At 37.7% G+C, this 26,804-nt stretch carries 28 protein-coding genes; 9 read left to right on the forward strand and 19 right to left on the reverse strand.

Features of this window, described 5'->3' with window-relative positions; translation table 11 throughout:
- The first annotated feature begins 200 nt into the window (after window positions 1-200).
- From Q0371_RS18105 to Q0371_RS18120, 4 genes are all read left to right on the forward strand, one after another.
- Complete coding sequence (locus Q0371_RS18105; protein WP_169361382.1) at window positions 201-578, forward strand: YtxH domain-containing protein; 378 nt, start codon at window positions 201-203, stop codon at window positions 576-578.
- Between the two features lie 283 nt (window positions 579-861).
- Window positions 862-1,395 (forward strand): HTH-type transcriptional regulator Hpr, encoded by a 534-nt coding sequence (locus Q0371_RS18110; protein ID WP_169361383.1) that lies wholly within the window; start codon window positions 862-864, stop codon window positions 1,393-1,395.
- 121 nt (window positions 1,396-1,516) lie between these two features.
- Window positions 1,517-2,062, forward strand: a complete 546-nt coding sequence (locus Q0371_RS18115) for a DUF3267 domain-containing protein (protein ID WP_298473819.1) — start codon at window positions 1,517-1,519, stop codon at window positions 2,060-2,062.
- Between the two features lie 68 nt (window positions 2,063-2,130).
- Entirely contained in the window at window positions 2,131-2,316 is a 186-nt protein-coding gene (locus tag Q0371_RS18120; RefSeq protein WP_090570160.1) for a hypothetical protein, read from the forward strand.
- Window positions 2,317-2,414: 98 nt separating this feature from the next.
- Here Q0371_RS18120 and Q0371_RS18125 read toward each other — a convergent pair whose 3' ends face one another.
- Complete coding sequence (locus Q0371_RS18125; RefSeq protein WP_298473839.1) at window positions 2,415-2,525, reverse strand: YjcZ family sporulation protein; 111 nt, start codon at window positions 2,523-2,525, stop codon at window positions 2,415-2,417.
- 139 nt (window positions 2,526-2,664) lie between these two features.
- Here Q0371_RS18125 and Q0371_RS18130 point away from each other — a divergent pair, with 139 nt between their 5' ends.
- Window positions 2,665-3,603, forward strand: a complete 939-nt coding sequence (locus Q0371_RS18130) for a peptidylprolyl isomerase (protein WP_298473842.1) — start codon at window positions 2,665-2,667, stop codon at window positions 3,601-3,603.
- A gap of 114 nt (window positions 3,604-3,717) precedes the next feature.
- On the opposite strand, the gene yhaM is transcribed toward Q0371_RS18130, so the two are convergent.
- The 6 genes from yhaM to Q0371_RS18160 form a co-directional block, all read right to left on the reverse strand.
- On the reverse strand, window positions 3,718-4,656 hold the full coding sequence (gene yhaM, locus Q0371_RS18135) for a 3'-5' exoribonuclease YhaM (RefSeq protein WP_169361387.1): 939 nt from the start codon (window positions 4,654-4,656) through the stop codon (window positions 3,718-3,720).
- On the reverse strand, window positions 4,653-7,370 hold the full coding sequence (locus Q0371_RS18140; protein ID WP_298473847.1) for an AAA family ATPase: 2,718 nt from the start codon (window positions 7,368-7,370) through the stop codon (window positions 4,653-4,655). The genes yhaM and Q0371_RS18140 overlap by 4 nt, the downstream gene beginning before the upstream one ends.
- A gap of 5 nt (window positions 7,371-7,375) precedes the next feature.
- A complete protein-coding gene (locus Q0371_RS18145) occupies window positions 7,376-8,581 on the reverse strand; it encodes a DNA repair exonuclease (protein ID WP_298473850.1) in 1,206 nt (401 codons plus the stop codon).
- 90 nt (window positions 8,582-8,671) lie between these two features.
- Window positions 8,672-8,860, reverse strand: coding sequence for a hypothetical protein (locus tag Q0371_RS18150; RefSeq protein ID WP_298473853.1), 189 nt, complete (start codon window positions 8,858-8,860; stop codon window positions 8,672-8,674).
- A gap of 15 nt (window positions 8,861-8,875) precedes the next feature.
- The gene (locus Q0371_RS18155; RefSeq protein ID WP_298473855.1) at window positions 8,876-9,187 is read right to left on the reverse strand and encodes a hypothetical protein; all 312 of its coding nucleotides are present in this window, start codon (window positions 9,185-9,187) and stop codon (window positions 8,876-8,878) included.
- Entirely contained in the window at window positions 9,188-9,388 is a 201-nt protein-coding gene (locus Q0371_RS18160; RefSeq protein ID WP_169361391.1) for a helix-turn-helix transcriptional regulator, read from the reverse strand. It abuts the gene before it with no gap.
- 138 nt (window positions 9,389-9,526) lie between these two features.
- Between Q0371_RS18160 and Q0371_RS18165 the strand changes: the two genes are divergently transcribed.
- Complete coding sequence (locus Q0371_RS18165; RefSeq protein WP_251556665.1) at window positions 9,527-9,712, forward strand: YhzD family protein; 186 nt, start codon at window positions 9,527-9,529, stop codon at window positions 9,710-9,712.
- 48 nt (window positions 9,713-9,760) lie between these two features.
- On the opposite strand, the gene Q0371_RS18170 is transcribed toward Q0371_RS18165, so the two are convergent.
- From Q0371_RS18170 to Q0371_RS18195, 6 genes are all read right to left on the reverse strand, one after another.
- A complete protein-coding gene (locus Q0371_RS18170; protein WP_298473863.1) occupies window positions 9,761-10,777 on the reverse strand; it encodes an anti-sigma factor in 1,017 nt (338 codons plus the stop codon).
- Entirely contained in the window at window positions 10,764-11,318 is a 555-nt protein-coding gene (locus tag Q0371_RS18175; RefSeq protein WP_298473866.1) for a sigma-70 family RNA polymerase sigma factor, read from the reverse strand. Before Q0371_RS18175 ends, Q0371_RS18170 begins: the two co-directional genes overlap by 14 nt.
- A gap of 856 nt (window positions 11,319-12,174) precedes the next feature.
- Complete coding sequence (locus Q0371_RS18180) at window positions 12,175-12,957, reverse strand: enoyl-CoA hydratase (protein ID WP_298473869.1); 783 nt, start codon at window positions 12,955-12,957, stop codon at window positions 12,175-12,177.
- Between the two features lie 117 nt (window positions 12,958-13,074).
- Window positions 13,075-13,419, reverse strand: coding sequence for a YlbF family regulator (locus Q0371_RS18185; protein WP_298473872.1), 345 nt, complete (start codon window positions 13,417-13,419; stop codon window positions 13,075-13,077).
- 41 nt (window positions 13,420-13,460) lie between these two features.
- Complete coding sequence (locus Q0371_RS18190) at window positions 13,461-14,603, reverse strand: DUF445 family protein (RefSeq protein ID WP_298473875.1); 1,143 nt, start codon at window positions 14,601-14,603, stop codon at window positions 13,461-13,463.
- A gap of 65 nt (window positions 14,604-14,668) precedes the next feature.
- Window positions 14,669-15,058 (reverse strand): ferritin-like domain-containing protein, encoded by a 390-nt coding sequence (locus tag Q0371_RS18195; RefSeq protein ID WP_298473878.1) that lies wholly within the window; start codon window positions 15,056-15,058, stop codon window positions 14,669-14,671.
- 73 nt (window positions 15,059-15,131) lie between these two features.
- On the opposite strand from Q0371_RS18195, the gene Q0371_RS18200 reads away from it, so the two are divergent.
- Together Q0371_RS18200 and Q0371_RS18205 are read left to right on the forward strand one after the other, a co-directional pair.
- Window positions 15,132-15,335, forward strand: a complete 204-nt coding sequence (locus tag Q0371_RS18200; protein WP_298473880.1) for a YheE family protein — start codon at window positions 15,132-15,134, stop codon at window positions 15,333-15,335.
- 24 nt (window positions 15,336-15,359) lie between these two features.
- Window positions 15,360-15,914, forward strand: a complete 555-nt coding sequence (locus tag Q0371_RS18205) for a lysozyme inhibitor LprI family protein (protein ID WP_298473883.1) — start codon at window positions 15,360-15,362, stop codon at window positions 15,912-15,914.
- Between the two features lie 164 nt (window positions 15,915-16,078).
- Here Q0371_RS18205 and Q0371_RS18210 read toward each other — a convergent pair whose 3' ends face one another.
- Complete coding sequence (locus Q0371_RS18210) at window positions 16,079-17,251, reverse strand: M20 family metallopeptidase (RefSeq protein ID WP_298473885.1); 1,173 nt, start codon at window positions 17,249-17,251, stop codon at window positions 16,079-16,081.
- A gap of 28 nt (window positions 17,252-17,279) precedes the next feature.
- Window positions 17,280-18,698: an AbgT family transporter gene (locus Q0371_RS18215; protein ID WP_298473887.1), complete on the reverse strand. Its 1,419-nt coding sequence runs from the start codon at window positions 18,696-18,698 to the stop codon at window positions 17,280-17,282.
- Window positions 18,699-19,028: 330 nt separating this feature from the next.
- On the opposite strand from Q0371_RS18215, the gene Q0371_RS18220 reads away from it, so the two are divergent.
- Entirely contained in the window at window positions 19,029-19,778 is a 750-nt protein-coding gene (locus Q0371_RS18220; RefSeq protein WP_298473890.1) for a class I SAM-dependent methyltransferase, read from the forward strand.
- A gap of 43 nt (window positions 19,779-19,821) precedes the next feature.
- Here the strand turns inward: Q0371_RS18220 and Q0371_RS18225 are convergent, their stop codons facing one another.
- From Q0371_RS18225 to Q0371_RS18240, 4 genes are all read right to left on the reverse strand, one after another.
- Entirely contained in the window at window positions 19,822-21,078 is a 1,257-nt protein-coding gene (locus Q0371_RS18225; RefSeq protein WP_298473893.1) for an MFS transporter, read from the reverse strand.
- Between the two features lie 359 nt (window positions 21,079-21,437).
- The gene (locus Q0371_RS18230) at window positions 21,438-22,895 is read right to left on the reverse strand and encodes a M1 family aminopeptidase (protein WP_298473896.1); all 1,458 of its coding nucleotides are present in this window, start codon (window positions 22,893-22,895) and stop codon (window positions 21,438-21,440) included.
- Window positions 22,896-23,063: 168 nt separating this feature from the next.
- Window positions 23,064-24,803: an ABC transporter ATP-binding protein gene (locus Q0371_RS18235; protein ID WP_298473899.1), complete on the reverse strand. Its 1,740-nt coding sequence runs from the start codon at window positions 24,801-24,803 to the stop codon at window positions 23,064-23,066.
- Window positions 24,800-26,542, reverse strand: coding sequence for an ABC transporter ATP-binding protein (locus Q0371_RS18240; protein WP_298473901.1), 1,743 nt, complete (start codon window positions 26,540-26,542; stop codon window positions 24,800-24,802). The genes Q0371_RS18235 and Q0371_RS18240 overlap by 4 nt, the downstream gene beginning before the upstream one ends.
- Between the last annotated feature and the right edge of the window lie 262 nt (window positions 26,543-26,804).

Genomic DNA, 26,804 nt, shown 5'->3' on the forward strand with positions numbered 1-26,804 from the left:
GCAGGAGCAGTATTTTCCCATTTGACCCCGAGGGGCAAGGCGGTGGAGCTAGACATTAATTTATCCACATGTCTATATTTATATAATTCCTAAACACTGAAAAAGCTTTCCTTTTATGAGGAAAGCTTTTTTTGTATTGAATATTATGTTTTAATAATGGAAAGGAAAGGAATAATATATACATATAAGGAGTGATTTGCATGAAAGTATCACAATTATTAATTGGTGTAGCTCTTGGAGCATTAACAGGTGCGACTACTGTACTTTTATCCACCCCTAAAAGTGGTCCAGAAGTTAGGGAAAATATTAAAGCGGTATCTGCTGACTACAAAGACAAGCTTTCCGATATTAATGATCAGCTACGAAAAGTGAAGGTATCGATACAAAGCTTAAAGGCAGAATCACAGGTTATGATTCCACGAACAGTCAAAGACGTGAAAGAAAGCGTTGAAAAGTGGCAAAGCGACACAGCCCCTCTCCAACAACAATTACAAAATGAGATTTCATCCATTCAAACAGCTATTGATGAGCTTGAACAAGCACTTCCTAAGAAAAAAGAAGTTATAGTTACTAACTAACCAACAGTATGCGTTTAGTCTTTTAGATTAAAGGCATACTTTTTTTAAACCTATAGATTTTTTGAATGTTTCAATTATTCTAAAATATATCTATATGAATAGCTTGCTAGACTAACTATAGGTGTCTATACTTATCGTTATAGGAAATTATGTCTAACTGGACTAATGTTGAAATAAAATAAATTATTATAAAATTAATAATATTTTCAAATATTTTATTTCAATTTTCTTACTTTATTGCTATAATGTGTTAAGATTATATACCAGAAAGAAGGCATACGAGATGACTGATCAATTTTATACGATGAAGGAAGCAATGCTATATAGTCAGCGAATCGCTCAACTTTCCAAGGCTCTTTGGAAGGCAGTAGAAAAAGATTGGCAAACATGGATTAAGCCCTATGACCTTAATATTAATGAACACCATATTTTATGGATATCCTATCATTTAAAAGGTGCGACCATTTCAGATGTAGCTAAATTTGGAGTTATGCATGTTTCTACAGCCTTTAATTTCTCTAAGAAACTCGAGGAGCGTGGATTGCTTTCTTTCTCTAAACGAGACACAGACAAGCGCAACACTTATGTAGACGTTACGGAAAAAGGTCAACTACTTTTAGAGGAAATGTATGAGAATTACCACCAAACTCCTCATTCTGTTATTGAAGGGTCTCGTCCAATGAAAGATTTGTACGGCAGGTTTCCAGACTTCATGGATGTTATGGCAGTTATTCGCAATATTTATGGTGACGACTTCATGGAAATATTCGAGCGTTCTATTCAAAATATTGATGAGTCTTTCACAAAGGCAGAATAGCGTCATATCAGCAATGTAAGCGTTCTATAAATCTTTACAATTAATAAGCTTGTATTTTATATAGAAACATCGTATTGTATGTATCTGAAATATATTTTACTATATAGGAGATGCATCAATCTTGCATTGTTGGAAAACTATTAATGTCAAAAAACAATATGGTATGGAACGGCTATTTTTCCTATCTTCCATACTAGTTATGTCCGTTTTTTCAATTGTCTATGCTTTACAAGGAACTATTAATGACTCACATAAATCTGATGACTTCTTTTGGCTATTTGCGATTGGTATGATAATGGTATATCCGCTTCACAAGTTGTTTCATTTTCTTCCGTTATTTACGATTCGTGACCATATAAAAGTAACTATCAACAGACGTTATGGTTTTCTTCCGATAGTTTCCATAAAAGTCTGTGAACCAATAAATAAATATCAGTTTATATTTTCGTTGCTTTCACCTTTTATTTTTATAAACGCTGCTATTCTAATAGGTGCTCTTGCGGCGCCACATTTTGCTCATTATTTCATTATGCTATTAGCCTATCATTGCGGTATGTGCCTGATAGATCTGATCTATGTAAAGAATTTAAGTAAATCACCTAGAAGTGCTTTTGTCGAAGAAACAGACGCTGGTTATCAAATTTTAATCGTCGCTTCCCATCATTAGTAATATGTTACACTTGTAACTAATACCCCTAATTTGATATGCTTAGTGTACATGAAGGGAGTTTAGACATGATCATATTTACTTTAGTTCTATTCTCAGCATTTTACTTGCTACAAATTAATCGAATGACATATGCACTTGTGATGTCAAAAGAAATCCCAGAAGAAAAACATCCTAAGATTTTTAGAACCATTAATATATTAATTACGATTCTTCTTGTATCTTTCTATGTTGAGTTAGTTTACGCAGTTTAATAGAAAAATTGACCCAAATCATTTATATGATTGGGTCATTTCTTTTATTAGCCATACAGTGACTAAGAACACCTAAGTGTTCTTAGTCATTGATTACGTTAGTAGATGAAAGCAGCGCCAACGATAATCAAAAGAATAAACAGAACTACCAATAAAGCAAAACCTGAACCAGCACCAGAGCCACCGCCGTAGTTGTATTGTCCACCCATTTAGAACACCTCCTCTTTCTAATTTATCTTATGCGGTGGTTTCCAAATATGGTGGGCAAATGCACGGGAACCATTTTTGTTTTTATTTCGTTTATGGTATAGTTACAGTTGCAGCAAGATGAAGTTAGGAGAGATTTTTATGAAAAAAACAGTTTTATCATTAACGTTAGCAGCATCTGTTCTTGCATTAGGGGCTTGTAATGACAATGAATCTGCAGATAGCAGCAAAGTAATTGCATCCTCTAAAGTAGGCGACATCACACAAAATGATTTATATGAAGAAATGAAGGCTTCTATTGGAGATCAAGCTTTTCAACTTCTTATGATTGAAAAAGTATTAGACTCTAAGTACGATGTTACCGACAAACAAGTAGATGCTCAGCTAAAAGCAGATAAAGAACAACTTGGGGAAAACTTTGAAACATTGCTTGCACAACAAGGATACACAGAAGAATCCTACAAAAAGTATTTACGTCTTAACCTTCTACAAGAAGCTGCTCTTATTGAAGATGTAGAAGTTTCAGAAGATGAAATTAAGGCTGAATATGAAAATACGAAAAATGAAATTAATGCACGCCACGTGCTTGTAGAGGATGAAGAAACGGCTAAGAAAGTTAAAGCTGAATTAGAATCCGGAAAAGATTTTGCGGAAGTGGCAAAAGCTTATTCTACAGAACCAGCTGCACAACAAAGTGGTGGAGAATTAGGTTGGTTTGGTAAAGGTGCAATGGCTGCAGAATTTGAAGAAGCTGCATTTGCCTTAGAGCCTAACGTAATCAGTGAGCCAGTTCAATCTAGCTTTGGATTCCACGTTATCGAAGTTACGGACAAGCGTGAAGTTAAAGAGTCATATGATGACAAAAAAGCAGAGTTAGAGAAAAACTTAAAACTTGAAAAAGCAGATCAAGCTGCATTACTACCTAAAATTTCTAAATTGTTGAAAGATGCAAAAGTTGACATCAAAGATAAAGATTTAGAAAAAGCACTTGATGAATTTTTAGCTGCAGGAGACGCTGCAGGTTCTACAGAGCAACCGGTAACTGAAGAAGATGCAACGACTGAAGAAACTGAAAAATAATTAGATATCGTTTTGACTAAAGAGACCGTAACTATAAAGTTGCGGTCTCTTTTTATCTTTTAGCTAGCCATATAAAAAACGTAAAGGTCTATTTGACCTTTACGTTTTTTCTAGCTATTCAAAAGTAGGTTTATAGAAGGAACGATTTTCTAATGGGAATAGACGCTCAGTGAATTCACCTGGGTTTGTTTTTGCTAAAGCACGATTAAGCATATTCATCTTGGCATCGATATTGTCAATATAGTGTAAGATCTCTGCTTCACGCACCATTGGACGCTTAGGACTGCCCCACTCTTCTTTACCATGATGAGAAAGCACCATATGCTGAAGGAGCATTATTTCTTCGCCTTCAATTTGAAGCTCTTCCGCTGCCTTTGATATTTCATTTACCATTATCGTAATATGCCCTAAAAGGTTACCTTCAATTGTATACGTAGTAGCGACAGGACCTGAAAGCTCTAGAACCTTTCCGATATCATGTAAGATGATCCCGGCATACAAAAGATCCTTGTTTAAAGTCGGATACAGCTCGCAAAGCGATTTCCCTAGCTTAAGCATAGAAACAACATGATCGATTAAACCAGACGCGTAATCATGGTGATTTTTAGTGGCTGCCGGATATGTCATAAACGCAGTTTGATGCTTTTTCATTAAATGGCGTGTTACACGTTGTATCAAAGGATTTTTCATCTCAAAGAAAAATTGTAGTAACTCCTCCATCAATTCTTCTTTTGACTTTTCTGCTGATGGGACTAAGTCATTAATAGATATCGTCTCGTCTGATTTCACAGGTCGGATACTTTTTACTCGTAGCTGGAATTTCCCGCGATAGTCTTGGATTTCGCCCCCGACACGCACTATTTGACTAGCTGCGTATTGCTTTTCATGCTCCTCGTTCGTATCCCATAGCTTCGCTTCAATATCTCCACTTTTATCTTGCAATATTAGTGACATAAACGGTTTTCCAACGGTAGTGATACCTTTAGTTGATTGTTTTATCAGTAAGAAATGATCGACAGGATCTCCTACTCGTAGCTGTGTAATTCCCTTCATCTCAAAACCCCTCCACTTCCAACTTGTAATGTCGCTACATCTATTATATGAGCCTCATTCCAACTAAGACGCATATGCTCATGACACGTAAAATATAGTAGTTGATGTTCATTTTGTAGCTCTTTCATTAATTGTACCACTTGTTTTAAGCGGTTTCGATCGAAATGTACAAATGGATCATCTAGAATAATAGGAAAAGCTACCCTATTCTTTAAGGAAACGGCTAATGCAAACCTTAATGCAATATACGCCTGCTCCTTCGTTGCCTGACTTAGCTCTGCTATTCGAAATCGTTCTCCACTAGGTTTAACTGCCTCGAATAATCCCTCTTGTGTAAACTCTAGCAGCTCGTAGGATTCGTTCGTTAAGACCCTAAAATAGCTTTTGGCTTTTTCTAGTACGTCTGGCAGTCGTTCTTCTTTTAACTGCAATACTGTCTGCTTGATCGCTTCTGTTACCGTTTTATAAGCAGCCCATTTTTTTACTAATTCATACAGCTCTGATTTTTTCTCTTCTAATTGCTGTAGCTTTTGACTTTGTTCCTCATTCTCGAGTAAGCGACTCGTTTCATAAAGTAAGGTAGCTTTTTCTTCTAAAAGAGTTTGACTTTTTTCTTTCATCGCCTCTAGAGTTTCTCTTGCTGTTACTTCAAAGGTTTCTTCAAAATCATGTAAGTTTATTTTCCGATCGCCTAATTGCATTCTCACATGCTCTAATTCTTTTTCTAGTGCCGCTCTAGCTTGAGAAACTACATGCGCTTGGTAAAAATCACTTTCTGTTGAAACTCCCGCTTCCTTAAATAGCATAGTAATCTGCTGTTCCTGAGCGTTTAATAACAAATCTAGCTCGTTCAACTTTTCTTGAAGCTTTGTTATTTTACTAAGAGTAGTCTGCTCTTCTTCTAGCTTTTTCTTTTCTTTCAAATAAATTTCCCGGAGCTGATGGAATAAAAGATCATCTACTAACTGGGATTTCACGAAGGACTGTGCTCTGCGTTCCAAGCCCCTTAAATTTCTACTGACTTCCTCGAGCTTACCTTCCATCTGGTCAAGTTGGATTTGTTGATTTTGAATCAGTCTCAACCGGTTAAATAGCTTAGGCAGTAAGCTTGGGGATAATTCTTCATCAATTTGATAATTTCTTAAAAAAGCATAAATTTTATGCTTGCATTCCTTCTTTTGATGTTCAACTTCTGAAACTACACCTTCAAGATGCACAATTTGATCCTTTAGACTCCTTAATTCTTCCTCTAATAAATCTGTATATTGATGAGCCTCATTCTCTTTTTGAAGACCTTTGATAAGCAAGGTAAACCCGCCGTATATCCCAGCACTTATAATTACAGTAAGGAGCGCAATTAGCCAATTGGATGCAAGAAAACTAAAGATTAACCCAATCATCATTACAAATCCTACTAGTGAAAATAGAATACCTTTTGTGTTACTCTGACCCTTAGATGAATTATGTGAACGTTTAGATTCACGAAGCCGTTTTTCTAGCTGCTCGACATCCTGCATTTTCAGGTTTAGCAAACGTTCTTCTTGTTGAAATTGTTGATTAAGCTGCTCTTGTTGGTTAAGCATCGTCACCAGTCGGTCCTCCTGCTGGATCGATACATCAGCCGCCACAATATCATTTAAGCTGCTTTCCCAATCAATTCCAACTAGGCTAAGCTCTTGCATTTGCTGCTGGAGAATTTTACTATGCTCCTCTTCTAACTGAACTCGTTTTGCACGTAATTGATGCCATTGAGATTCCTGGCTTAAAAAATCTTGGATTTCCTCTAGAGTTTCTGGAGCTATTGCTTCACTACTATGAACCATTGACTGCAGCTCCTGCTTTAATTGTTCTACAGCTATTTGAGTATTGGTCTGCTTGTCCTTAATAGCCTCATATCGTCGAAGACCTTCCGGAGGAAATGAATGACTTGGTAGCTTATCCACTTTCTCTAACAGCTCATTTTCCGCTATTTTTAACGGTTTTAATTGCTTCCAATGGGAATAATCCTGAAGTTGGTCCCCTAGCTCTTTCTCACGTTCTACCGATTCTTTTAAGATGCTTTCAATCTCATTTAAACGCTGGATGGAGGGCTCGTACTTTTCCACTTGGTCCATTTCTGCCTTCCAAGCTGTTTCAAGTTGTCTTATCTCCTCCATTTTTTGATTGATGAGGGGCTTTCGTCCAGTAGGCTTATATAGCTCTCCCATTTCTTTTGCAAACTGCATTTCAACACTAGATAACGTGTCCATTCCTGTAGTTCCAGAAGAAAGTAAAGTACGTGTCAGCTCTTCCTCCGTCATTTTTTCAAATCCTTGCAGCTGAAGTAGAGAAAATGAAAAGATTGCCTCATAATCTGCTCGACTATAAGCATTCAATATTGCCGCAAGCTCCTTTTCTCCTCCTCGAGTACCATCCTCAAAATATAAGGTTACATCTCCACTTGCCTTCCCTTTTACTCTCTCGATGAAAACTCTACTGCCATCGTCCATTAGAATTTGTATTTTACCTCCATAGGTGGCATTACTTCTAGGCTCATATCTTAGCAGCTGTGAATTTCGTTGCGGGAAGCCAAAAAGGATGTGAAGTATAAATTGCTGAATCGTGGACTTCCCGGCTTCATTTTCTCCATAGAATACGTTAATCCCATCATGTACATTAACCTCTAGATTTTCATGTTTTCCAAAGCCATATATGTGGAGCTTTTCTATTTTCATACCCTCTACACTCCCCTCGATACAGCCTTGTTCAGTAATTGTTTTGATTCTTTTTTGACCTCTTCAATGAAATGCTCGTCAATGCTTGGTAGATATCGACTACCTTTTGGATGCTGATACAATTCTTTTACAGCAAGCTTCCATGCGGCGGAATCCCACCCTTCCCATATTTCTGAAAGTATAAGTGCTTCGTTTAACTGACTAGTTGGTAGGTTAATAGTTAAATCCTTGAGGAGAATAAATGGATTATGCTTGTCTAGAGATTCCTGAAAAATAGCTAGCCACTCCTCCCTCGATGAGGCATCAAGCATTTCAAAAGTTTCCTCTGAAATATCGGAAAGCGTAAGTTCTACTATGGCGTTTCCGTTTTGTTCCACATAATCCTTTAGCTCCTGCTCCACAAGGCTTATCAATTCATTGGCATGGATGATATGCTTGCAGGAAACCTCTAACTGATCGTATATAAACATGCTACATGGAACAAATTGTAGCTCTGTTTTATCTTTGGTTAGAGTTACATCATAGAACCCTTTCTTGCCTCTTTCATTTCGATGGCGGCTTTGAATATTACCTGGATAAACAATAGCAGGATCCATATGTAACACCTGTCGCTTATGTATATGTCCAAGCGCCCAGTAGTCATACCCCTTCCCGATTAAATCACTTTGACGAAACGGAGCATACACATCATGCTCTTTGTCTCCCTCTAAGCTCCCATGTAGCATTCCGATATGATAGCCCTGACCACTGGCATTCGGATAATAGGAATGCATCGCATCTCGGATATGACGCTCCTTATAGCTAAAGCCAGAAATATGGACTTGATTTCCTTGGACAGCAATCGTTTTAGTCTCTACATCCTGACCGAAGACCTGTACATTGTCAGGTAACTGGAAACGCACCCAGTTGCCACTCAAATGATCATGATTCCCATGACAAATGAAAACCGGTACCCCGACTTCTCGAAGAGCTTCCATTCCCCTTTGAAATAAATGCTGGGCTCGCAAGCTCCGATTTTCACCATCGTATATATCTCCGGCTATAAGGACAAAGTCTGGCTTAGTCGTAACTGCATACTGAATCATATTTTCAAAGGCATGAAATGTGCTTTCTCTGATTTCCTGCCATCTATTTTTAGGGATAGATGAAAGACCTTTAAAGGGACTGTCCAAATGTAAATCTGCCACATGTAAAAAACGAATAGCTGCCATCGTACTACACCTCACTAAAAATAGAATATTTGTTCTTATTTTATCATATAGAAAAGGCTATACACAAATAAATGTGTGATAGCCTTGTTTTTATTTCTTTTCCAATTGTATTTGTACAAGAGATGACACTAAACCAGTTATCCCTGCCGTTAACCCCGCCGGCAGGCTAAAGAGAAAGTAATACCACTGTCCTGTATATATCGAAATTCCTAAAAAAATTAATGGCATTCCGATTAAAGCAAATAAGGATGCCACTAGTGCCCATTTAGCCTTGGTCATGATTTATTCCTCCTTTTAGTTATTTTTATCTGCTACTGCAGCCCCTACCCCATAAGAGACTATGTGTACAACCCAAAGACCGGTCATTATGAAGAATGCAAGTCCTGGTCCCTCCACAATGATAATAATCATCCATGCTACTAATATTGCAGCAGTTGTGACTTTCCAGGAATAAGATCTTGCTGTTGAATGTACTTGATTGTACCTTTCATCAAACAGTCTTTTTTTCTTTCCGATTCTACGAAAAACAAAAAAAGTAATCCCCATAATTGCTATCGCCGTTGGTAACCCAATTAAAAACGTGAACCAATCAAATTCTCCATTCATTTAATCGTCCCCCTCGTAAATGAAAATGTCTTCTATATAACATTTGAATAACCTGGAAAGCTTAAACGCCAATTGAATAGATGGATTATACTTTCCTTTTTCTAAAGAAATGATAGTTTGCCGAGACACCTCCAGTTTTTCTGATAATTCATCCTGCGTCAATCCTAGTTCCATTCGCTTATCTCGAACATAATTTTTCACCAGTACCCTCCCTTTTGTAAAGCTAACTTTACGTAAAGTATACTTTACTTTCCAAAGCAATGTCAAGCTGACTTTACTTTTATTTTTTAATTTTTGTTGTATAATGAATTTTAAGAATACATAAGGGGTGTATGATATATGAAAGCATATAAATTCACAGCATTTGAACCAACTGGGGAACTGATCATTGAGGAAACATGGAATTACGAAAACGACGAAGCAGCAAAAAAACAAGGTGAAGAAGCAATTAACGAAAAGGGCTATGGTAATAAAACACATCGCCTTGTAAATAGCTCAGGCAAACTAATATTGTTTCATGTGTAATATAAAAAGGGACTTAGCACCGCTATAATTAACGGGCTAAGTCCTTTTTTATTGTTCAATCCAATTCCACGGTTTGATCTCTCCAAGTTTTGCGTTGTGAACACCACCTACCTCTTTAAGCTTCAGTAATTGTTTCACTGGACCTGTCACTACCGCTCCGTACACTTGAAATCCTTCTTTTTGAAGATAGTCATATCGTTGTTGAAGATAGTCTGTTCCTAGCAATGTTTCCGCTAGATTTTTATCTTCTTTGAGCATTCTTTCCATATTTTTAAGCATGATTTCTTGGCTTTCTTTGACTGTTTCGGTGTTTAAATTAGTGGTAGAATATGTGATGTTAAAGTCTTCATCTACATGTTTAAATCCTGCTAACCCCCAAGGTTTTGCTAATGTTATATCGTTTTCACTGCCACTCCAGCCACCTTCAGTGAAGTTCTTTAACTCCCCCATATAAACCGGCATCCAAAGAACATCTACTTGATAAGAAGAAACTAAATCTAAAAGTTCTTCTGGTGAGGAGTAATCGTTAATGGAAAAAGCTAGCTGAGCAACATTTCCTTCATGGACGTGCTCTAATTGGTTCCAAACATCCGGCGTCTCCGTTTCGTTTAGTTTTACATTCGTTACAGGATTATAGGGTAAAGAAAAAGTAAATTCCTTGTGACTACTATAGGGAAAATACTCATTAACAGTAGTGGTGCTATAAGAGTCTATAAGTGGTTTATTTAAGCTAACTTTTGTAATAGCAAACTCCTCTTTACCTATTATTTTTATTAAAGGAAATTCAATCTTTTGGGTTAAAAGTGGGTTAATTTCATTCGTGCTATCGACTGAAATACTGGAGGTATAACCTGGATAAGTCCAATCAACAGCTAGTTTCTGATAAAATTCATTACGCTTACCTACATTGGTAGCATCATAAATAATTGAAACGCTTATCATATACACGGCATATACAAGAACAATTCCTAAAAGTACACGAATCACATTGAAAGATAACTTCCATGAAAAACGTTTTTTATGTTTTTGTACAATTGCTTTTGCTTTATCATCATTCCATTCCATCTTTTCCACTCCTATCAAAATCCTTACCAAGTCGATCTGCCAATTGTTTAAATCGTTGTCGTGCCCTATGTATCGTTACTTTGACTTGGTCTAACGTAATCTCTAGCGTATCTGCAATCTCCTCATAGGAAAATTCCTCAAATTCTCTTAAATACAAAATGGTTCGGTAATTTTCTGGGAGTAGCAGGGATACATCCTTGATCTCATGGGAACTTTCCTGAGTTAATAAATCGTCCTCCGGTATCCCATAAGGACTTATATATTCCTCTGAATTGGAGAGGTAGTCATAGAGGGGAACCCACCTCCACCTCTTTCGCTTTCGCCATTCATCCATATATGTATTTCTAGCTACCTTATATAGCCAGCTTTTCACCTGTCCCCCCTCATATAAATCAAGGGAGAGTGCTGCTCTATAAAAGGTCTCCTGTACAAGTTCTTCTGCCACGGATTCCGAACCGGTTAGTTTAAGTAAATAAAAGTAGAGAGGCTTCGCATACACCAAATAGACTGTTTCTAAATCATCTTGCCTTTGCTTCTTCACTACTCTGCCTCCCTTCTAACCTAAAACGTTTGGATCTCTATATTGTTACAGTCTAAATTAAATTTTTGGGAAAATATATAGGAGGAGTAATAGGGGGTGTTAAATTATGGGGAGCTATTGTTGGTTTATGGGCGTTTTAGGATGTTTTATGGGCGCCAGGCAAGTTTACGGGAGCTTTTGATTAATTTATGGGCTCTTTTCTGGTGCTTATGGGACACTCTCCTTCCCTTTATGGACACTTTAGATGAAGTTATGGGCTTTTTCGGGGTTTATGGGCGCGTTCTATTGATTTACGGGCGTTTCCCTGTCGGTTATGGGACACTTTGCATGAGGTTATGGGCGCTTATCAATCTCTGGAAGGGGGATATGACTTTACGTGCACTTTATACCGATTTTGGTGCACTTTTTCTCTCCTTATGTGACATCTCTACTCCCTTTAGGTGCGCCTAATCAAGTTTAAGGTGCGGATTGCCTTTTTACGTGCACTTCACACCCATTTAGGTGCACTTTTTCTCTCCTTATGTGACATTTCTACTCCCTTTAGGTGCGCCTAATCAAGTATAAGGTGCGGATTGCCTTTTTACGTGCACTTCACACCCATTTACGTGCACTTTCCCTCTCCTTATGTGACACTTCTACTCCCTTTACGTGCTCACTACCAAGATTTAGGTGCGGATTTCGCTTTTACATTCACTAAACCACCCATTTACGTGCACTTCCCCTCTCCTTATGTGACACTTTCCCCACCTTTACGTGCAGATTCCATTTTACATCCTCCTTTTACAGGCACTTCACAAATCTTTATCCGACGACAAAAAAGAGCCGAGGCATACAACTACCTCGGCTCTCACTATCATTACTCCCCTTTAAAGGCAGGTTTACGCTTTTGCACGAATGCTTGTATGCCTTCTTGGTGATCCGCAGTTTTACGCATTGCTGTTTGACCTTTTGCTTCGCCTCTTAAAATGGCTTGGAGTTCATTAATCTTAGATAAATGTAGTATTTCCTTAGAGGTGATCATGGCTGCTACAGGTGATGCTAACAGCTTTTGGGCATAGGCTGCTGCTGTTGTATGTCCTGCTCCATCTGGCGCTACCTCGTCTACTAGTCCTAATTTCTGTGCTTCCTTGCCGTTAAATAATTGCCCGCTCCACATAAGCTGCTTTGCCTTAGGTATCCCGACTCTTTCCTTTAAGAAGAAGTGACCCCCTCCATCAGGTATCAAGCCAATTCCGATGAAGTTCATCGCTAGCTTACTATTTTCCTCGGCGATAATAATATCGCAGCCTAATACCATACTAAAGCCAAGGCCAGCTGCCGCTCCATGTACGGAGGCAATCGTAATTTGGGGCAATGTATACAAGTTGGTTGCGATACGAGTTAAATACTCCATGGCTGCTTCTATATCGAGTGGCTTGTCATCGCTGAGCATCGCTTTAATATCTCCGCCAGCTGAAAAAGCACGCCCCTCCCCTTTAATAATTAGCACCTGTATTGTTTTATTCTCTTTTAATCCTTCTAGAACATTGGCTAATTCCTCCATCATCGTTTCATCCATAGCGTTCATTGCATTTGGTCTGTTTAACGTTAGTGTGGCGATACGACCCTCTTGTTCAAATAGTAAAGTTTTGTACATCATAAAATCCCCTTTGTGAATAGTCATTCATTTTTATAATTCGTCATTAATTACTTTAATCCTTCTTTTTAGCCAATAAAAAAAAGCTCTAAGCAAGAAGCCTAGAGCTTTAAATCCATCTTAAATTCCTTCATACAATTCTTGAACTGGTTTTAGCAACACACGATTGATTTCTTCAATCATTTGGCTAAGTGCCATTTCAGATTGTAGCATGTGAAAGATTTTCTCGTTTGTTTGCGCAAGTTGTGCCGTTTTTTGTGCGTATTCAATCTCTTCCCCAGAGATTTCTTCGCCCTTCATTTGCTTTTCTTGTAAGGCAAGCTGAATTTTGCGGAAGCTTTGGAATAATGCAAGTGCCTCTTGATCTGATTTTACTGATTCTACTGCTGCTTTCACGTTTGCGAATTCATCTGTTTGGCGTAGTGATGCCTCTAGTTTGTTAATGTCGTCATAAATGTTAATCATGTTTTGTATGCTCCTTTTTTAGGCATCGAACACGCCTTTTATTAGCTAGTTAGGAATACGATTAGACCTTGTATAATTCCTATAAGTCCCCCTAATACACCACCGAGAACAGTAATCATTTTGAATTCTCTTTTAGAGATTCCAAGTACGATATCCTCTAATCGTGCAACTGGGAATGAGTCAACCTGCTCTTTAACCATTTCCTCTAGCTTCATTTTACGCAATACTTCCTCTAATTTAGACTCTGCCTCAACAAAAGCAAAATTAGTTATTTTCGGTACCATTTGGGTCTCGATCCATTCAGAGGCACCAGGGAAGTAATGGTTTAAACTATAATTTAATCTATCTTCAATTGCAAGCTGCTCTCTTAAATATGCTTTCACATTGACTACTAATGGATCAAAATCAAAGCCCTCCATCATCTCAACCAATGGTCGATCCTTTAGCTTCTCCCACTCGTTTTGGACAATGTTTTCGAGCATCACTTTTGTTCCAGGTGCCCGTAGAAACTTTAAAATTTCAGGCTGTACCTTGCCCACAAGTGAGTTGGAATCTCCCATAAACATTTGAATCATATTACCGAGTGTTCCTTTAGTAGAAAGGAAATCATCAATCAGCTTCTTAACTGTACTTTTACCTTCTTCTGATTGGAAAAATTCCTCACCCTTTTGAAGAATATAAGAAACAATATCCCCAACCTTGCTATTGGCCTTTTCTTGCCAATCTAGTGGAGCAATTTGACGAATTGTTTCATTCTCTAACTTTGTTAATATACGATTAAACTGTATATCAACCTGTTCATCTATTTTTGCATTCACAAGAGATGGCACAGATTCTATTCCTGCAAGCTTCAACCAATCATGTACTGTTTTATCTGATTGTAATATATTTTTATTTAGCTGCTTTACCACAAAGTCATTAGCCTTACTCTTCATCGCATCATTAAAGTACTTCTTTTTGAAAATATCCGGAGTCAATAAATGCTTGATAACAGTTATTCCTAATTGTTTGGCAAGCTCATCCCGACGCTTAGGTATTAAACCTGGAGTGAACGGCACTCTCCATGATCCTATATACTTTGCTTCATGAGGTCTAAATAGCATTTTAATGGCGAGGTGATTTGTAACCGCTCCAATTGCTGCTCCGACGACTGCCATGAATATGATTGTCCATAAAAAACCCATCGTTCTCACCTTTTTCCTCTAGCTTCTAGATTATTATAGCAGAGGAGAGAGAAACACAAAAACAATTAGAGTGCATTGTACATCATCGAAAAACGAATGGCATGCTCGGTTTCATCATGCATCGCGCAAAAAAGTGGTGCATATGCCTGTTGAATCGGTATTTGGAGTAGCATTTCCTTGTATACTTCTGCAGTTTCCAATTCATCCTTGACTGACTGCTTGACACAGGATTTTAAATCTTCACACGGGGAAACTTTCTGTAAGTTTTGAACAAAACTTCCTGTAAGCATATAATAGAGTTGTTGAAACATTTCATAATGGCTTTTTTCGTCCTCGTACACGTGCTCGATGAATTCTTGCCAGTATGGGTCGTCCGTCAGCTTATACATATCCATATAATGATGGTAATCGGCGTACTCATTTTTAATTGCTTGTTCCAGCTTTTCAATAAACAATTAGATGCTCCTTCGCTAGTCATTTATACTAGTATATGCGAGCAAATTCACTCACATGAAAGGTATGATTATATTGCTACAACATTTCAGCTTTAAGTCACTCTATGACAACAAACAGCTGCCCGGCTGGTCAGTTTCTTTCTTTTACAAGCAACAAAGATTTGCTGCGGAATACGAGCCGGATGGCACGATTAAGTGGATCGGAGAAACTCCGTCAGACGAGGAAGCAGTCAAAAAAATGATTCATGAGCTTATGCTCTTCCATGTGTACGACTAAACAAGAAAGGTGAACGCTTAGTTTATGAATAAAAAATATATAATACCAATAGTCACATTAGTGCTAGCAGCTTTATTAGCTGCTTGTGAAGACTCACCAGAAACTAGTACTGAGCTGGACAACCAGTCCCAAAATAGTGAAGTATCTCAAGACAAAAAATCAGTCTTGGATGAAAACAAAAGTACATCAAATGACACTCAAGAAAATCCAGTGCCTAAGGATTCTACCTTAAAAGAAGAGTACTCCATAAAATTAAACAACACTAAATTAGAGGCAGAAAAATTGCAGGCAACTGATTCTTCGACTTATGCGCTAAAAAAAGTGGAAGATGATAGATGGGAACTATGGGATAAACTGTTGAATGAAATATATGGTGAATTAAAGGAGCAATTGTCTCCAGAAGAAATGGACCTATTGAGAGAAAATCAACTACAATGGTTAAAAGATAGAGATGACCAAGCATTAGAAGCTTCTCTAAAATTTAAAGGTGGTACGCAGGAGCATTTAGAATATGTAGCTGTTCTCGCTAATCTTACGGAAGAAAGATGCTATGAGTTAGTTGATCGTTATATGAAATAATTCAAGAATGTTAATTGATTAGAAAGCAAGGATAACTAAACCCAAGGTCAATTAAATGAATATATTGAGCAGAGATATTAAAGACAAAGAGTACATACATGGAATGTTTAATCTAGATAGAAAAAGAGCTTGGTTCTCCAAGCTCTTTTCCCAATACCTTGCCATCAATTTTCTAGCTGTTCAAAAACAGTCCCAATAAACATTTTACCAATATCCTTTATTGCGCGTTCGTCGATGTCGAATTTAGGATGATGATGTGGGTAGGTAGCTTTTAGTTCCTCGTTCCCTCCACCAATGATAAAATAAGCTCCCGGGATCTCGCGTTGATAATACGCATAGTCCTCGCTTCCGTTCATCGGTTTCCCTGGGATAATGTTATCAGCCCCTAGAACCTGACTAGCCACCTTCTCTACACGCTTTGTTTCAATAGGGTCGTTAAAGATAGATGGACAGTCCTTCACATATTTTAACTCAAACGTAGCGTCAGCAGCTTCGCAAGTGCTTTTAACTACTTGTTCTAGCTTCTGCTCGATTAGTGTGCGCACATCCTCGTCATAGGTTCTCACTGTCCCTTTTATATAGGCAGTGTCAGGTATCACATTAGTAGTGCTTCCACTTTGAAAAGAACCAACCGTAATTACCGCAGCCTTTAGTGGATCTACTCTTCTGCTAACAATTTGCTGTAGATTTAATACAACCTGGCTTCCCGTCACTAAAGCATCAATCGTTTCATGAGGAGATGCCCCGTGCCCCCCTTTACCATGGATTGTTATATAAAAATCATCCTGTGCAGAGGAAGCATAGCCTTCTATCACACTAAATGTCCCATAGGGCTGAAGAGACATCACATGTGAACCATAGATAACGTCCACACCATCTAAGCAACCGTCCTTAATCATATATTCAGCACCACCTGGAGTGGTCTCCTCGGCGAATTGATGGATGAACACTACAGTTCCTGGTACCTCGTCCTTGTGCTCACTTAATACCTTTGCCACCCCTAAAAGTGCAGACGTATGTAAATCGTGCCCACATGCATGCATAACTCCTGGAACTTTTGATTTGTATGCTACTTCCTTCTCATCCTGAATAGGAAGTGCATCAAAGTCTGCTCGAAGTGCGATGGTTTTCCCTGGTTTCCCACCCTTTAGGTAACCTAAAACACCTCTCCCTCCAACTTCCGTTCGAACCTCTAATCCTAAGTTCCTTAAGTAAGCAGCAATTTTTTTAGGCGTCTCCACCTCGTGATGAGAAAGCTCGGGATACATATGCAAATCTCTTCGGAAATCGACTAACTCGGGGTAAATCTCTTCTAATCTATTAAATAACTTTTCCATTGTAATCCTCCTAAATAACACAACTGTATCATGCTGGCCAAAAGAATAGATGAGCAATCGTCACAAAAACTGCTCCCATTATAAATTGTATCAAAATTAATGGCCACAACCAACGAACCCATTTTCCATAAGAGATTTTAGCCATAGCAAGAGCTGCTAATATTAGCCCACTTGTTGGTGCGATAATATTTGTGATTCCGTCTCCCATTTGATAAGCCAATACTGCCGTTTGTCTGCTTACTCCTAACAAATCAGATAAAGGAGCCATAATAGGCATAGTTAAAGCTGCCTGACCACTGCCTGATGTAACAATAAGATTAAGCAATGTTTGCATAACATACATACCGATCGCCGTTAAGCTAGAAGGGAATTGCTCTACTAAATTAGTAATACCGTAAAGTATCGTATCAATTGTATTACTATCGTTTAAAATAACTAATGCCCCATAGGCAAAGCCAACTACTAATGCCCCTACAACTATTTCTTCACAGCCTCGAACAAAGGATTTTGTAATCTCATTAAATTTCAGTCGATTAACCAACCCAATAACGATTGCCATGATTAAAAATAATGCTGAAATCTCTGTTATAAACCATCCAAATTTCAATACCCCAAATGCCATTCCAACCATTGTGACTACCAGGATCCCTATAATAACTCCTTGAGTTTTTGTAATAGTGTCCTGTTTCATCGCTTCGATATCAATATTTCGATTTTTATCTTCCTCATACATAATACTTTTGGTTGGGTCTTTCCTTATTTTATTGGCATAAATCATGACATATGCAATAGATATTGCCATGAAAGCAATCCAAAAGCCAATGCGTGGACCCATGCCTGAAAAAATCGGAACCTCCGCGATTCCTTGGGCAACTCCAATCGTAAATGGATTCATAAAGGCTGCTGTAAATCCAGCTGAAACCCCAACAATAACCATGGCGGCCCCTACGATGGAATCAAATCCCATAACTATGGCAATCGGCACTAAAATCATGATGAAAGGTAGTGCTTCTTCAAACATTCCTACTGCTGCTCCTGCCACTCCAAAAAACATCATTACTACTGGAATAATGAGCATTTCTTTTCCTTTCATCTTAGTGGATAAGGAACCAAATGCACCTTCTATCGCCTTTGACTCTCTAAATAGATTGAATGAACCGGCTACCATAAAAATAAAGAAAATAATTGGAGCAGCTTCGACCATTCCTTTATGTATAGCATTAAAAATATCTAAGAAGCCTGCAGGACTAGAGTCGATGGTTTGATAGGAGCCGTCGACTACAATCGTACGACCGTCTTCATTCTCTATACGATCATATTGTCCGGCTGGAATAATATAAGTTAACACAGCCATAATGATGACAACCGTAAATAAAATTACGAATGGATGTGGCGCTTCTCTTAACTTTTTCTTTTTTGCTGATGCTTCCTTCAATACTGTTGTCATTCTAGCTTTCTCCTTTACTTTACATAAATTAGTCCCCTCAATAAACTTCTTTTTTCATCCTCTCTCTATATGAGTACTTTCTAAAGTTATAGACAATTAAGAATATATAGTCTAATACTTTTAACAAACTTTACTATAAACAAAATTAACATTCAATACAGAATTGAAAAAATATTATATTTATATATCGTTCAGCGAAACAAATTTATAAATTTGTTTTTGAAATATTCTAATTATGATAAAATTGAGGTCAGTAGGAGGTGCTCTTCTTCATGGGTATTCGAAATTTAAAGTACAACCTGTAAGAAATAAAATTACAGGAGGAAAAAGATGCATTCCAATTGGCAACAGAAATTTTATGAAAAACAATTTGATTTTATAAACGATCATAACTACAATGATTTTTTATTTTATCAACAGGAAGCAGCCACTATTCAAGAACAAGCTGGGAAACCGTTTAAAGCTGTTTTAGAATTAGGGGCAGGCTATGGAAATTTAGCAAATGCTCTTGCAGCGTTAGGCAAAAATGTTACTACGATTGAGTTAGCTGACAAAATAGTCAAGTATGCACTTCAAAACGCACACCCTAGCGTAGAAGCTATCTGTGCTGATTTTTATACTGTCAGGTTGAAAAAGAAATTTGATATTGTGTTCTCTATAGATGGTTTCGGTGTTGGATCTGATCAAGACCAAGTCCACATACTTAAACGCATATACGACTGGTTGGATATCGATGGAATTGCATTAATAGATATTTATCAGCCTTTATATTGGAAGAATGTAAATGGAATAGAAATGCAGCCTACAAGTGATCCAACAGTTCGGCGGCAATACGGGTATATCAAGGACACCCAATCTATGACTGATACATGGTGGAGTGTAGAGGACGCAAAAAAAAAATACACACAAATACTAGTATGTTATGCACCCGCACAAAGAGATAAGTTGTGTCATCAAGCAGGCTTACAAGTAGTAGGCTACTTCCCTGGGGGGGCAATGGACTATAACACATGGACCTATCAGCAGGTTGCTAGCTTAGAAAACTGCTTATCTTATCGAATAAAAGTTAAAAAGAAATGATATTTAAAGCAACCTTTGTTTATTATCAAAGGTTGCTTTTATTCTACGTATTAACTAGCTTTTTCCTACCAAAGACCAAAAAGAAATACGTAGAGGCAATCAAGTACAATACTCCTGTAATTGTAAATGTATAAGCATAGCCCCAATAGAACCCAAAGGTCATTACAAGACCGGTAGATATAGCTCCTGTACTTGCCCATCCCACATTAAACACCATCTGATTGACCGAATTCGCAAGCCCTTTATATTTATCCTGAACTAACTCCATGGCTATGGCACTCTGAATTGGATTACCCGCATTCATCAGCGCCTGTCGCATTAGGAAGGCAATGGATGCAATTACAAGAGAGTTCGTATAGCCAGTTATAAAAAGGAACGGGATAGATAACAGCTGAAAAATAACGAGCGCCTTCACCTTTCCTACTCGCTTAACTAAAGCCGGACCTAATAACATCGCCACCGCTGTCATAGCCGATCCAAGTGATAAAATAAGTCCTACATATGAATTCGAAGCATCAAAACGATTAGAAAAATATAAGTTTAAATAAGGAATTACTAGCCCAGAGCCAGTACCTATTAATAAATTTGCAAAGCCAAATAGAATGATGATCTTCACATTTTTTCTGAAGCTGCTTGGCTCAGGTATTTTTTTATCATCTTGATCATCCAATGATGTAGCTCTAGTTCCTACCGGATTTAATTTAGTAAGTGGCAGGAGACCAAGTGTAAATATCGTGGCTCCAATGATTAACACGTACTTGATGGCGTCCTCTACAGATAGACCACCTAATGCATGCAGTAAATCAGCTAAGACCCCGCCCCCTAGACTCCCTACTACCCCGGCTAGAGTCATAAGTGAAAAATGAATACTAAATAGATGCATCCGTTCACTGGCAGTTGAATTCTCAGCTAAAAAAGGTATTCCCGATACTTGAACAAGCGCCATAAAGAGGCCCGTAAAAAAAGCAGCATACACTAAAGACTGCTCGCTAACCATCAAACTTCTATAAAATAATGTACCTGCTGCGACAGCTGCCCCTATCATAATAATTTTCTTTCTTCCAAAACGGTCACTAAGAAACCCGGCAGGCACTAACATGATTGCAGAAGCCAAGGAGGTCATCGCGATTATTTTACCGTTTAACGTTTCGGGAAATCCAAGCTCCTTAATGTATAAATTGTACATTACAGAAAAAACACCCATGCCTATTTGAATAAGAACATTAGCCAGCATAAACATACGAATATTACGATTAAAGGAAACTACTTTCTTTTTCCACTCTACAAACCAAGGGATCATATACAACCTCTTCCATTTACTTCGTTACACTAAATATACGAGTTCCGACAGAAAATTACAATTGCTTAAATTAAATTTTTCCAAATTTTTATAGAAGAAAGAATTTACAAAATGAACTCTTTCTATTAGCTGTGTTCACAGCTAAAGGTTGTTTTAAGAAACAAAAAATGAGCTAGGATTTTTCTCCAGGCTCATTTAAATTTGATTTCCTTTTTATTAAAGCTCTTGTTAGCCATCCATGTATTCAAAATCAGCGCTACACCACAGAGGATGAAAATGTTTATAGAACGGGTATAGCATACTACGGTTGGGAGAGGAAGGTCGATCAACTATGGTGCCATAGAGCCCATCCGTTAGTCTTATTCTAATAGAAGCCACTCTTTGAAAAACTCAGTATGATCTTCTTGATGGTACTCATTGAAGAATTCTACAAAGGTCTCAGTATCCACATATTGATATTTAAATTCATTAAAATAAGCGGATAAAAATTTAATTGTTTCTTCGTGTCCGCCTCTCTCTTTAAAGAAATCTCGTAAAATTGCAGGAATTTTCCCATATAGCACTGGACCAAGATCCGTACCAAACTCCGTAACTGGAATATTAGCAATTTCCTGCTGAGTATTTCTTTCAGCAAAAATATTTATTTCATTAAATCCTAATTGTTCGCCCAATTCACTGGAATCATATCTTAATGTACGGTATGTCCCCTCCAATAGTGCCGTTAAACTCTCATCTAACCAGGATTCTTCATAAGGATCACTGGAAACCATGAAATAAAACCATTGATGCGCAATTTCATGAATTAATACTCTTTCATGTCTCCCTGGATCAGCCCATACTTCTACAATATTTGGGTATTCCATTCCTGAATCGTTTGCAACAACATCTAACTCTTTAGTCGGGTTATCCCCAATATTTTTTTCCATAAATAAAAACGCTCTTTGAGCATCCATAATCATTAGGTGTAAAGTATCTGGAACATCATAGGGATAAAAGTATCTGATCGTTGTATCATTTGCTTTAAGTGTCTCACTAATCCATTCTTCCGGATCTAAAAATGCTATATAAAAATCTTTAATATTTGCTCCTTGTGTCTTACCACTAATGGTAGGCTTAGGTTCACCATCTTCTCCTGAGCTAGCAACTAAGTATTCTCTAGCTAACTCATAAGTAATCTCATAGTCTCCATACCCTGTATCATAGAATTCACCCACATGGTAATAAGGATGTAAATCCCATTTGTTCGTATACCTACCTAGCATTGGATACCATAATGCTAAATAGATATTGTTGTGTATTCTCGACAGTCGTTGCCCTTTAACTGGCGGCTTTAAGAAATATTCTACTGTTAATATCGTTTTTTCACCTGGTTGAACATCAGATTTTGGAGTAACATATAGCATGGTATCATTCAATTTATAAGATAATTCTTCGCCATCTTTGCTTCTAATAGAAGTAATCTCTGCTTCTCCTATAGAAGAAAGCATAAAGTATTTGTTCTCTAGCGTCGTAACGTTCGGGATAAAATAAAAACCGATATCCTCCCATACACTTTTGGATTCATTCGTAACTTCAATCTCCGCAGATATGTGAAAACGTAAATCCTCCGCCTGGCGAATATCTATTTTATAATTCCCCCTTGAACCTGGAAGTACGGAATCAGATACCTCTTTTACTTTTTTTGCAGATGGTTTTTCCTCTGCTTTAACTTCTGGTTCTACTACACCTATTTTCGATTCTTTATCTAATATAAAGTAACTTCCAACCCCTAAAAGGATGGCCGCCGTAAAAATAGCAATGAATGCTTTTATTTTCACTATCTCATCTCCTTTCCTCTACATTCTATCTATTTCAAAAATATCCTTCCTTTATTTTGTAAATTAGTTGAGTCTGTTAACAGATGTGTGGAGAAATGCACACACCAACTCGTTTATGAAGGAAATTATCTATCTTTTGTCTCTAGAAAAGGGAAAATCCCCTTATGCTTATGCATTAGGGGAAACTCCGGCTTGTAGCTTATACATTTGTTCGTAGCGACCTTGTAGCTGCAGCAACTCGTCATGTGTGCCACTCTCTACAATCTCACCCCGGTCTAAAACTAGGATACGGTCTGCATTTTTAATAGTAGAAAGTCTATGTGCAATGATGAAGGTTGTTCTACCTTTCTTTAATACATCCATCGCATGCTGGATAATTTCTTCTGTTTCGGTATCTATATTAGATGTCGCTTCATCCAATATAAGAATGGCCGGGTCGAAGGCAAGCGCTCTTGCAAAGGATACTAGCTGTCTTTGACCAGAAGAGAGGGTGCTTCCCTTTTCAATTACTGGTTCATCTAATCCTTTTTCAAGGTTTTTTAGTACACGTTCTCCACCTACCGCTTCTAATGCGGCCTCTACTTTTTCCCGTGAAATTCTAGAATCATTTAAACTAACATTTGTTTCAATGGTTCCAGAGAAAAGATATGGATCCTGCAATACAATTCCCATATGATTACGAATGGTTTGCCTTGGAAGGGACGTGATATCTATTCCATCTATTAAAATCTTCCCCTTCGTTGGGTCATAGAATCGGAATAACAAGTTCATGATAGAGCTTTTCCCAGAGCCTGTATGCCCCACTAGGGCAACCGTTTCTCCTTTATTTGCAACAAAGTTTAAGTTCTTCAAGACAAAGTCATCACCTTTGTAGGCAAACGACACGTCTTTAAACTCCACGTTTCCTTCGTATCTTTCCATTCGTTTGTCTTCTACCTGTTCCCCTTTTTCATTCAACAATTCAAATACTCTACTTCCAGCTACCAATGAGCGTTCTAGCTGAGAGAACTGATTAACTATCCCCGTAATTGGATTGAACAATCTCGTCGTATAATCCACAAAGGCGTAAAGCAAACCAGCAGAGACGATTGCTCCCGGTTCCATGGACTGACTACCAAACACTAAAATAAATAGAGCAAACATGATGGATCTTAGCACCTGTACTAAGTTAAAGGAGGTAGCAGAATCTAATTTTAAAAGCTTACGCTGATAACTGTAATGCTCTTCATTCATCTCCTCAAATTCTTGGTCCATTTGTTTTTCCCGTTTAAACGCTTGAATGATTGACATTCCTTGAATTGATTCGTTTAACATGGCGTTCATATCTGCAATCTTTGTTCGCACAATATGATTATATTGAGATGCATATTTTCGATAAGCTAGCATCCATATATATACGATCGGAATGACGAATAAAGCGATTGCTGCCATTTTAACGTCTAAAATAAACATTGCTATATAGACCCCAGTAATAGAAATGATACTGGTTGCAAACTGTGAAAGTACTTGAACATATAGATTACGGATTGCTTCCGTATCATTTGTCACACGAGCAACTACCTTACCGGCAGGCAGGTTGTCAAAATACTGTATAGGCAAAGTTTGTATATGCTGAAAAACATCATTTCGGAGCTTCTGAACAACACGATTTGCTCCAACCTGTAGGTTTATAAACATAAAATATCTAAAAACTGCTGTTACAATACTTAGACCAAAGAATACTGCAAGGAGCATTAATATCGGCTCCAGATCAATGGCACCATCTGTAATGTGTTCATCAAGAATTTGTTTTGCGATAAATGGTCCTGTCAAATCGGCAATTACAGCAATCGTTAAAAAGATTAGACCAAGAATAATTGGCTTTTTATAAAATAACGCATAATGGTAGAGTCGTTTTCCAGTACTCATGACGACACCCCCTCAAGCTGTTGACGATCATATTGTTCCTTGTACCAGCCATTTTGCTTTAGAAGTTCCTCATGCGTACCTTGTTCTACAATGATTCCTTCATCTAAAACGATGATTTGGTCGGCATGCTGAATGCCTGACAAGCGATGCGTCGTAATAATTGTTGTCTTCCCACTGCGTTCGTTTTGTATATTTTCGATAATTTTTGCCTCTGTTTTAGCATCTACCGCAGAAAGGGAGTCATCTAAAAGAAGAATTTCTGGATTTTTGATAAGCGCTCGAGCAATCGATACCCTTTGCTTCTGCCCCCCAGATAGGGAAACCCCTTTCTCCCCTACTAACGTTTCTAATCCCATTGGTAGATTCATTAAATCCTGTTGAAAATGTGCTAAACGAAGTGCTTCCTCTAATTCTTCTTCTGTAGCATTTTCTTTTCCTAGAAGAATATTTTGGCGTATGGTTCTAGAAAACAATACATGATCCTGAGGCACATACCCAATCCATTCTAATACTTGGTCCTTTGTTTGCTCTGATATTGGGATATCTCCAATCGTCAGTTGACCTGCTCCAATTGGATACTCCTTTAACAGCTGCTTAATAAAGGTCGTTTTTCCAGACCCGGTTTTACCTACAATGCCAAGTGTCTGCCCTTTTTGTAGGTTTACTCGGATATTTTCTAAATTCTTCACTTGTGATAAAGGATATTGAAATCCAACATCATCAAAACCGATGGACATTACATCCTTCAAATTCACTGGAGCAGTCGGATCCTTCACATCTGCATCGTACTCTAGCGTTTCCTGTACACGGTCAAGCGAAGCATTCCCGCGTTGCATAACGTTGATCAGTTCCCCAATAGCGAACATTGGCCAAATAGCCATACCTAGATAAACGTTAAATGTAATTAGGTTTCCTACCGTCATCTCACCCTTAGAAACTAAAAAAGCTCCATAACCAAGTGCCACGACATAACTAATACCTGTTCCTATTTTTGTGATAGGACCAAACAAGGCGTCAATTCGTTCTACAACCATGTTTTTTTGATAAACCTCTTCACTCATATCTGCAAAGTTCTTCTCATCAGCACGTTCCTGAACGTACGCACGAATTACTCTTACACCAGCTATAGATTCTAAAACACGATCATTTAAATCCCCAAATGCATCTTGGGCTACCATATACTTTTCATGAATGATTTTACCTAAATATTGCATTATAATTGCGAGAACTGGTATAGGTAACAGTGCAAAAAAAGTAAGCTTCCATGAAATAAGAAAACCCATTGCCAGAATCAAGGCTAACATATACATAGTCGAATCTATTAAGGTCATAATCCCAAAGCCAGCAGTAGTTGCAACTGCATTCAAATCATTTGTTGCACGAGCCATTAAGTCACCAGTACGATTTTTCTCGTAAAAAGTCGGTGTCATACTTAAAAATTTTCGATTCAGCTTCGTGCGTAAAATGCGCTCAATAGAAATAGACCCACCGAATAATTGATATTGCCAAATAAAATTTAAAATATATCCCACTACAATAATTCCTACAAAATATAATACATACTCCATTAATAGGTCGCTATTCATATTTCCTAGCGTAATTGTATCGATCGCCCTTCCTACTAGCCATGGAGGAAAGATCTCAAATGCACTTGCAATAATTAATACACCAACTGCAACAGTGTACCTTTTCCAATGATCCTTAAAAAACCACTTTAACTTAAATAATACTGAAAACATTTCATTGTCCCTCTTTTCTTTCCTTTACATTTACCAACTATCCGCCTTCAAGAGATTCCTTTATTAAAATTTGCTTAGCTCGTTGAATAATCATACCCAACTCTCCTCCTTTATTTTTTTCACCAAAATTTGGAAATAATAGAACGCAAAAAAGTGCATTACCCATGATACGGTAATGCACTTTAAAATAGACATAGTAATTCTTATGCTATTAAACAGTCATTTAGCGTCTAACGGTAGGTATGAACGAGCTATTAAATTA

It is taken from the genome of uncultured Psychrobacillus sp. (assembly GCF_938022135.1).
GTDB lineage: Bacteria > Bacillota > Bacilli > Bacillales_A > Planococcaceae > Psychrobacillus.

Bases quoted from the DNA above. Each gene is read 5' to 3' on its own strand.
- Q0371_RS18120 (WP_090570160.1), top strand. From the start codon at position 2,131: ATGATCATATTTACTTTAGTTCTATTCTCAGCATTTTACTTGCTACAA.
- Q0371_RS18150 (WP_298473853.1), bottom strand. From the start codon at position 8,860: ATGACCAAGGCTAAATGGGCACTAGTGGCATCCTTATTTGCTTTAATC.
- yhaM (WP_169361387.1), bottom strand. From the start codon at position 4,656: ATGAAGGGAATTACACAGCTACGAGTAGGAGATCCTGTCGATCATTTC.
- Q0371_RS18185 (WP_298473872.1), bottom strand. From the start codon at position 13,419: ATGATTAACATTTATGACGACATTAACAAACTAGAGGCATCACTACGC.
- Q0371_RS18105 (WP_169361382.1), top strand. From the start codon at position 201: ATGAAAGTATCACAATTATTAATTGGTGTAGCTCTTGGAGCATTAACA.
- Q0371_RS18145 (WP_298473850.1), bottom strand. From the start codon at position 8,581: ATGGCAGCTATTCGTTTTTTACATGTGGCAGATTTACATTTGGACAGT.
- Q0371_RS18165 (WP_251556665.1), top strand. From the start codon at position 9,527: ATGAAAGCATATAAATTCACAGCATTTGAACCAACTGGGGAACTGATC.
- Q0371_RS18220 (WP_298473890.1), top strand. From the start codon at position 19,029: ATGCATTCCAATTGGCAACAGAAATTTTATGAAAAACAATTTGATTTT.
- Q0371_RS18190 (WP_298473875.1), bottom strand. From the start codon at position 14,603: ATGGGTTTTTTATGGACAATCATATTCATGGCAGTCGTCGGAGCAGCA.
- Q0371_RS18140 (WP_298473847.1), bottom strand. From the start codon at position 7,370: ATGAAAATAGAAAAGCTCCACATATATGGCTTTGGAAAACATGAAAAT.
- Q0371_RS18235 (WP_298473899.1), bottom strand. From the start codon at position 24,803: ATGAGTACTGGAAAACGACTCTACCATTATGCGTTATTTTATAAAAAG.
- Q0371_RS18155 (WP_298473855.1), bottom strand. From the start codon at position 9,187: ATGAATGGAGAATTTGATTGGTTCACGTTTTTAATTGGGTTACCAACG.
- Q0371_RS18180 (WP_298473869.1), bottom strand. From the start codon at position 12,957: ATGATGTACAAAACTTTACTATTTGAACAAGAGGGTCGTATCGCCACA.
- Q0371_RS18170 (WP_298473863.1), bottom strand. From the start codon at position 10,777: ATGGAATGGAATGATGATAAAGCAAAAGCAATTGTACAAAAACATAAA.
- Q0371_RS18205 (WP_298473883.1), top strand. From the start codon at position 15,360: ATGAATAAAAAATATATAATACCAATAGTCACATTAGTGCTAGCAGCT.
- Q0371_RS18210 (WP_298473885.1), bottom strand. From the start codon at position 17,251: ATGGAAAAGTTATTTAATAGATTAGAAGAGATTTACCCCGAGTTAGTC.
- Q0371_RS18215 (WP_298473887.1), bottom strand. From the start codon at position 18,698: ATGACAACAGTATTGAAGGAAGCATCAGCAAAAAAGAAAAAGTTAAGA.
- Q0371_RS18130 (WP_298473842.1), top strand. From the start codon at position 2,665: ATGAAAAAAACAGTTTTATCATTAACGTTAGCAGCATCTGTTCTTGCA.
- Q0371_RS18125 (WP_298473839.1), bottom strand. From the start codon at position 2,525: ATGGGTGGACAATACAACTACGGCGGTGGCTCTGGTGCTGGTTCAGGT.
- Q0371_RS18225 (WP_298473893.1), bottom strand. From the start codon at position 21,078: ATGATCCCTTGGTTTGTAGAGTGGAAAAAGAAAGTAGTTTCCTTTAAT.
- Q0371_RS18110 (WP_169361383.1), top strand. From the start codon at position 862: ATGACTGATCAATTTTATACGATGAAGGAAGCAATGCTATATAGTCAG.
- Q0371_RS18240 (WP_298473901.1), bottom strand. From the start codon at position 26,542: ATGTTTTCAGTATTATTTAAGTTAAAGTGGTTTTTTAAGGATCATTGG.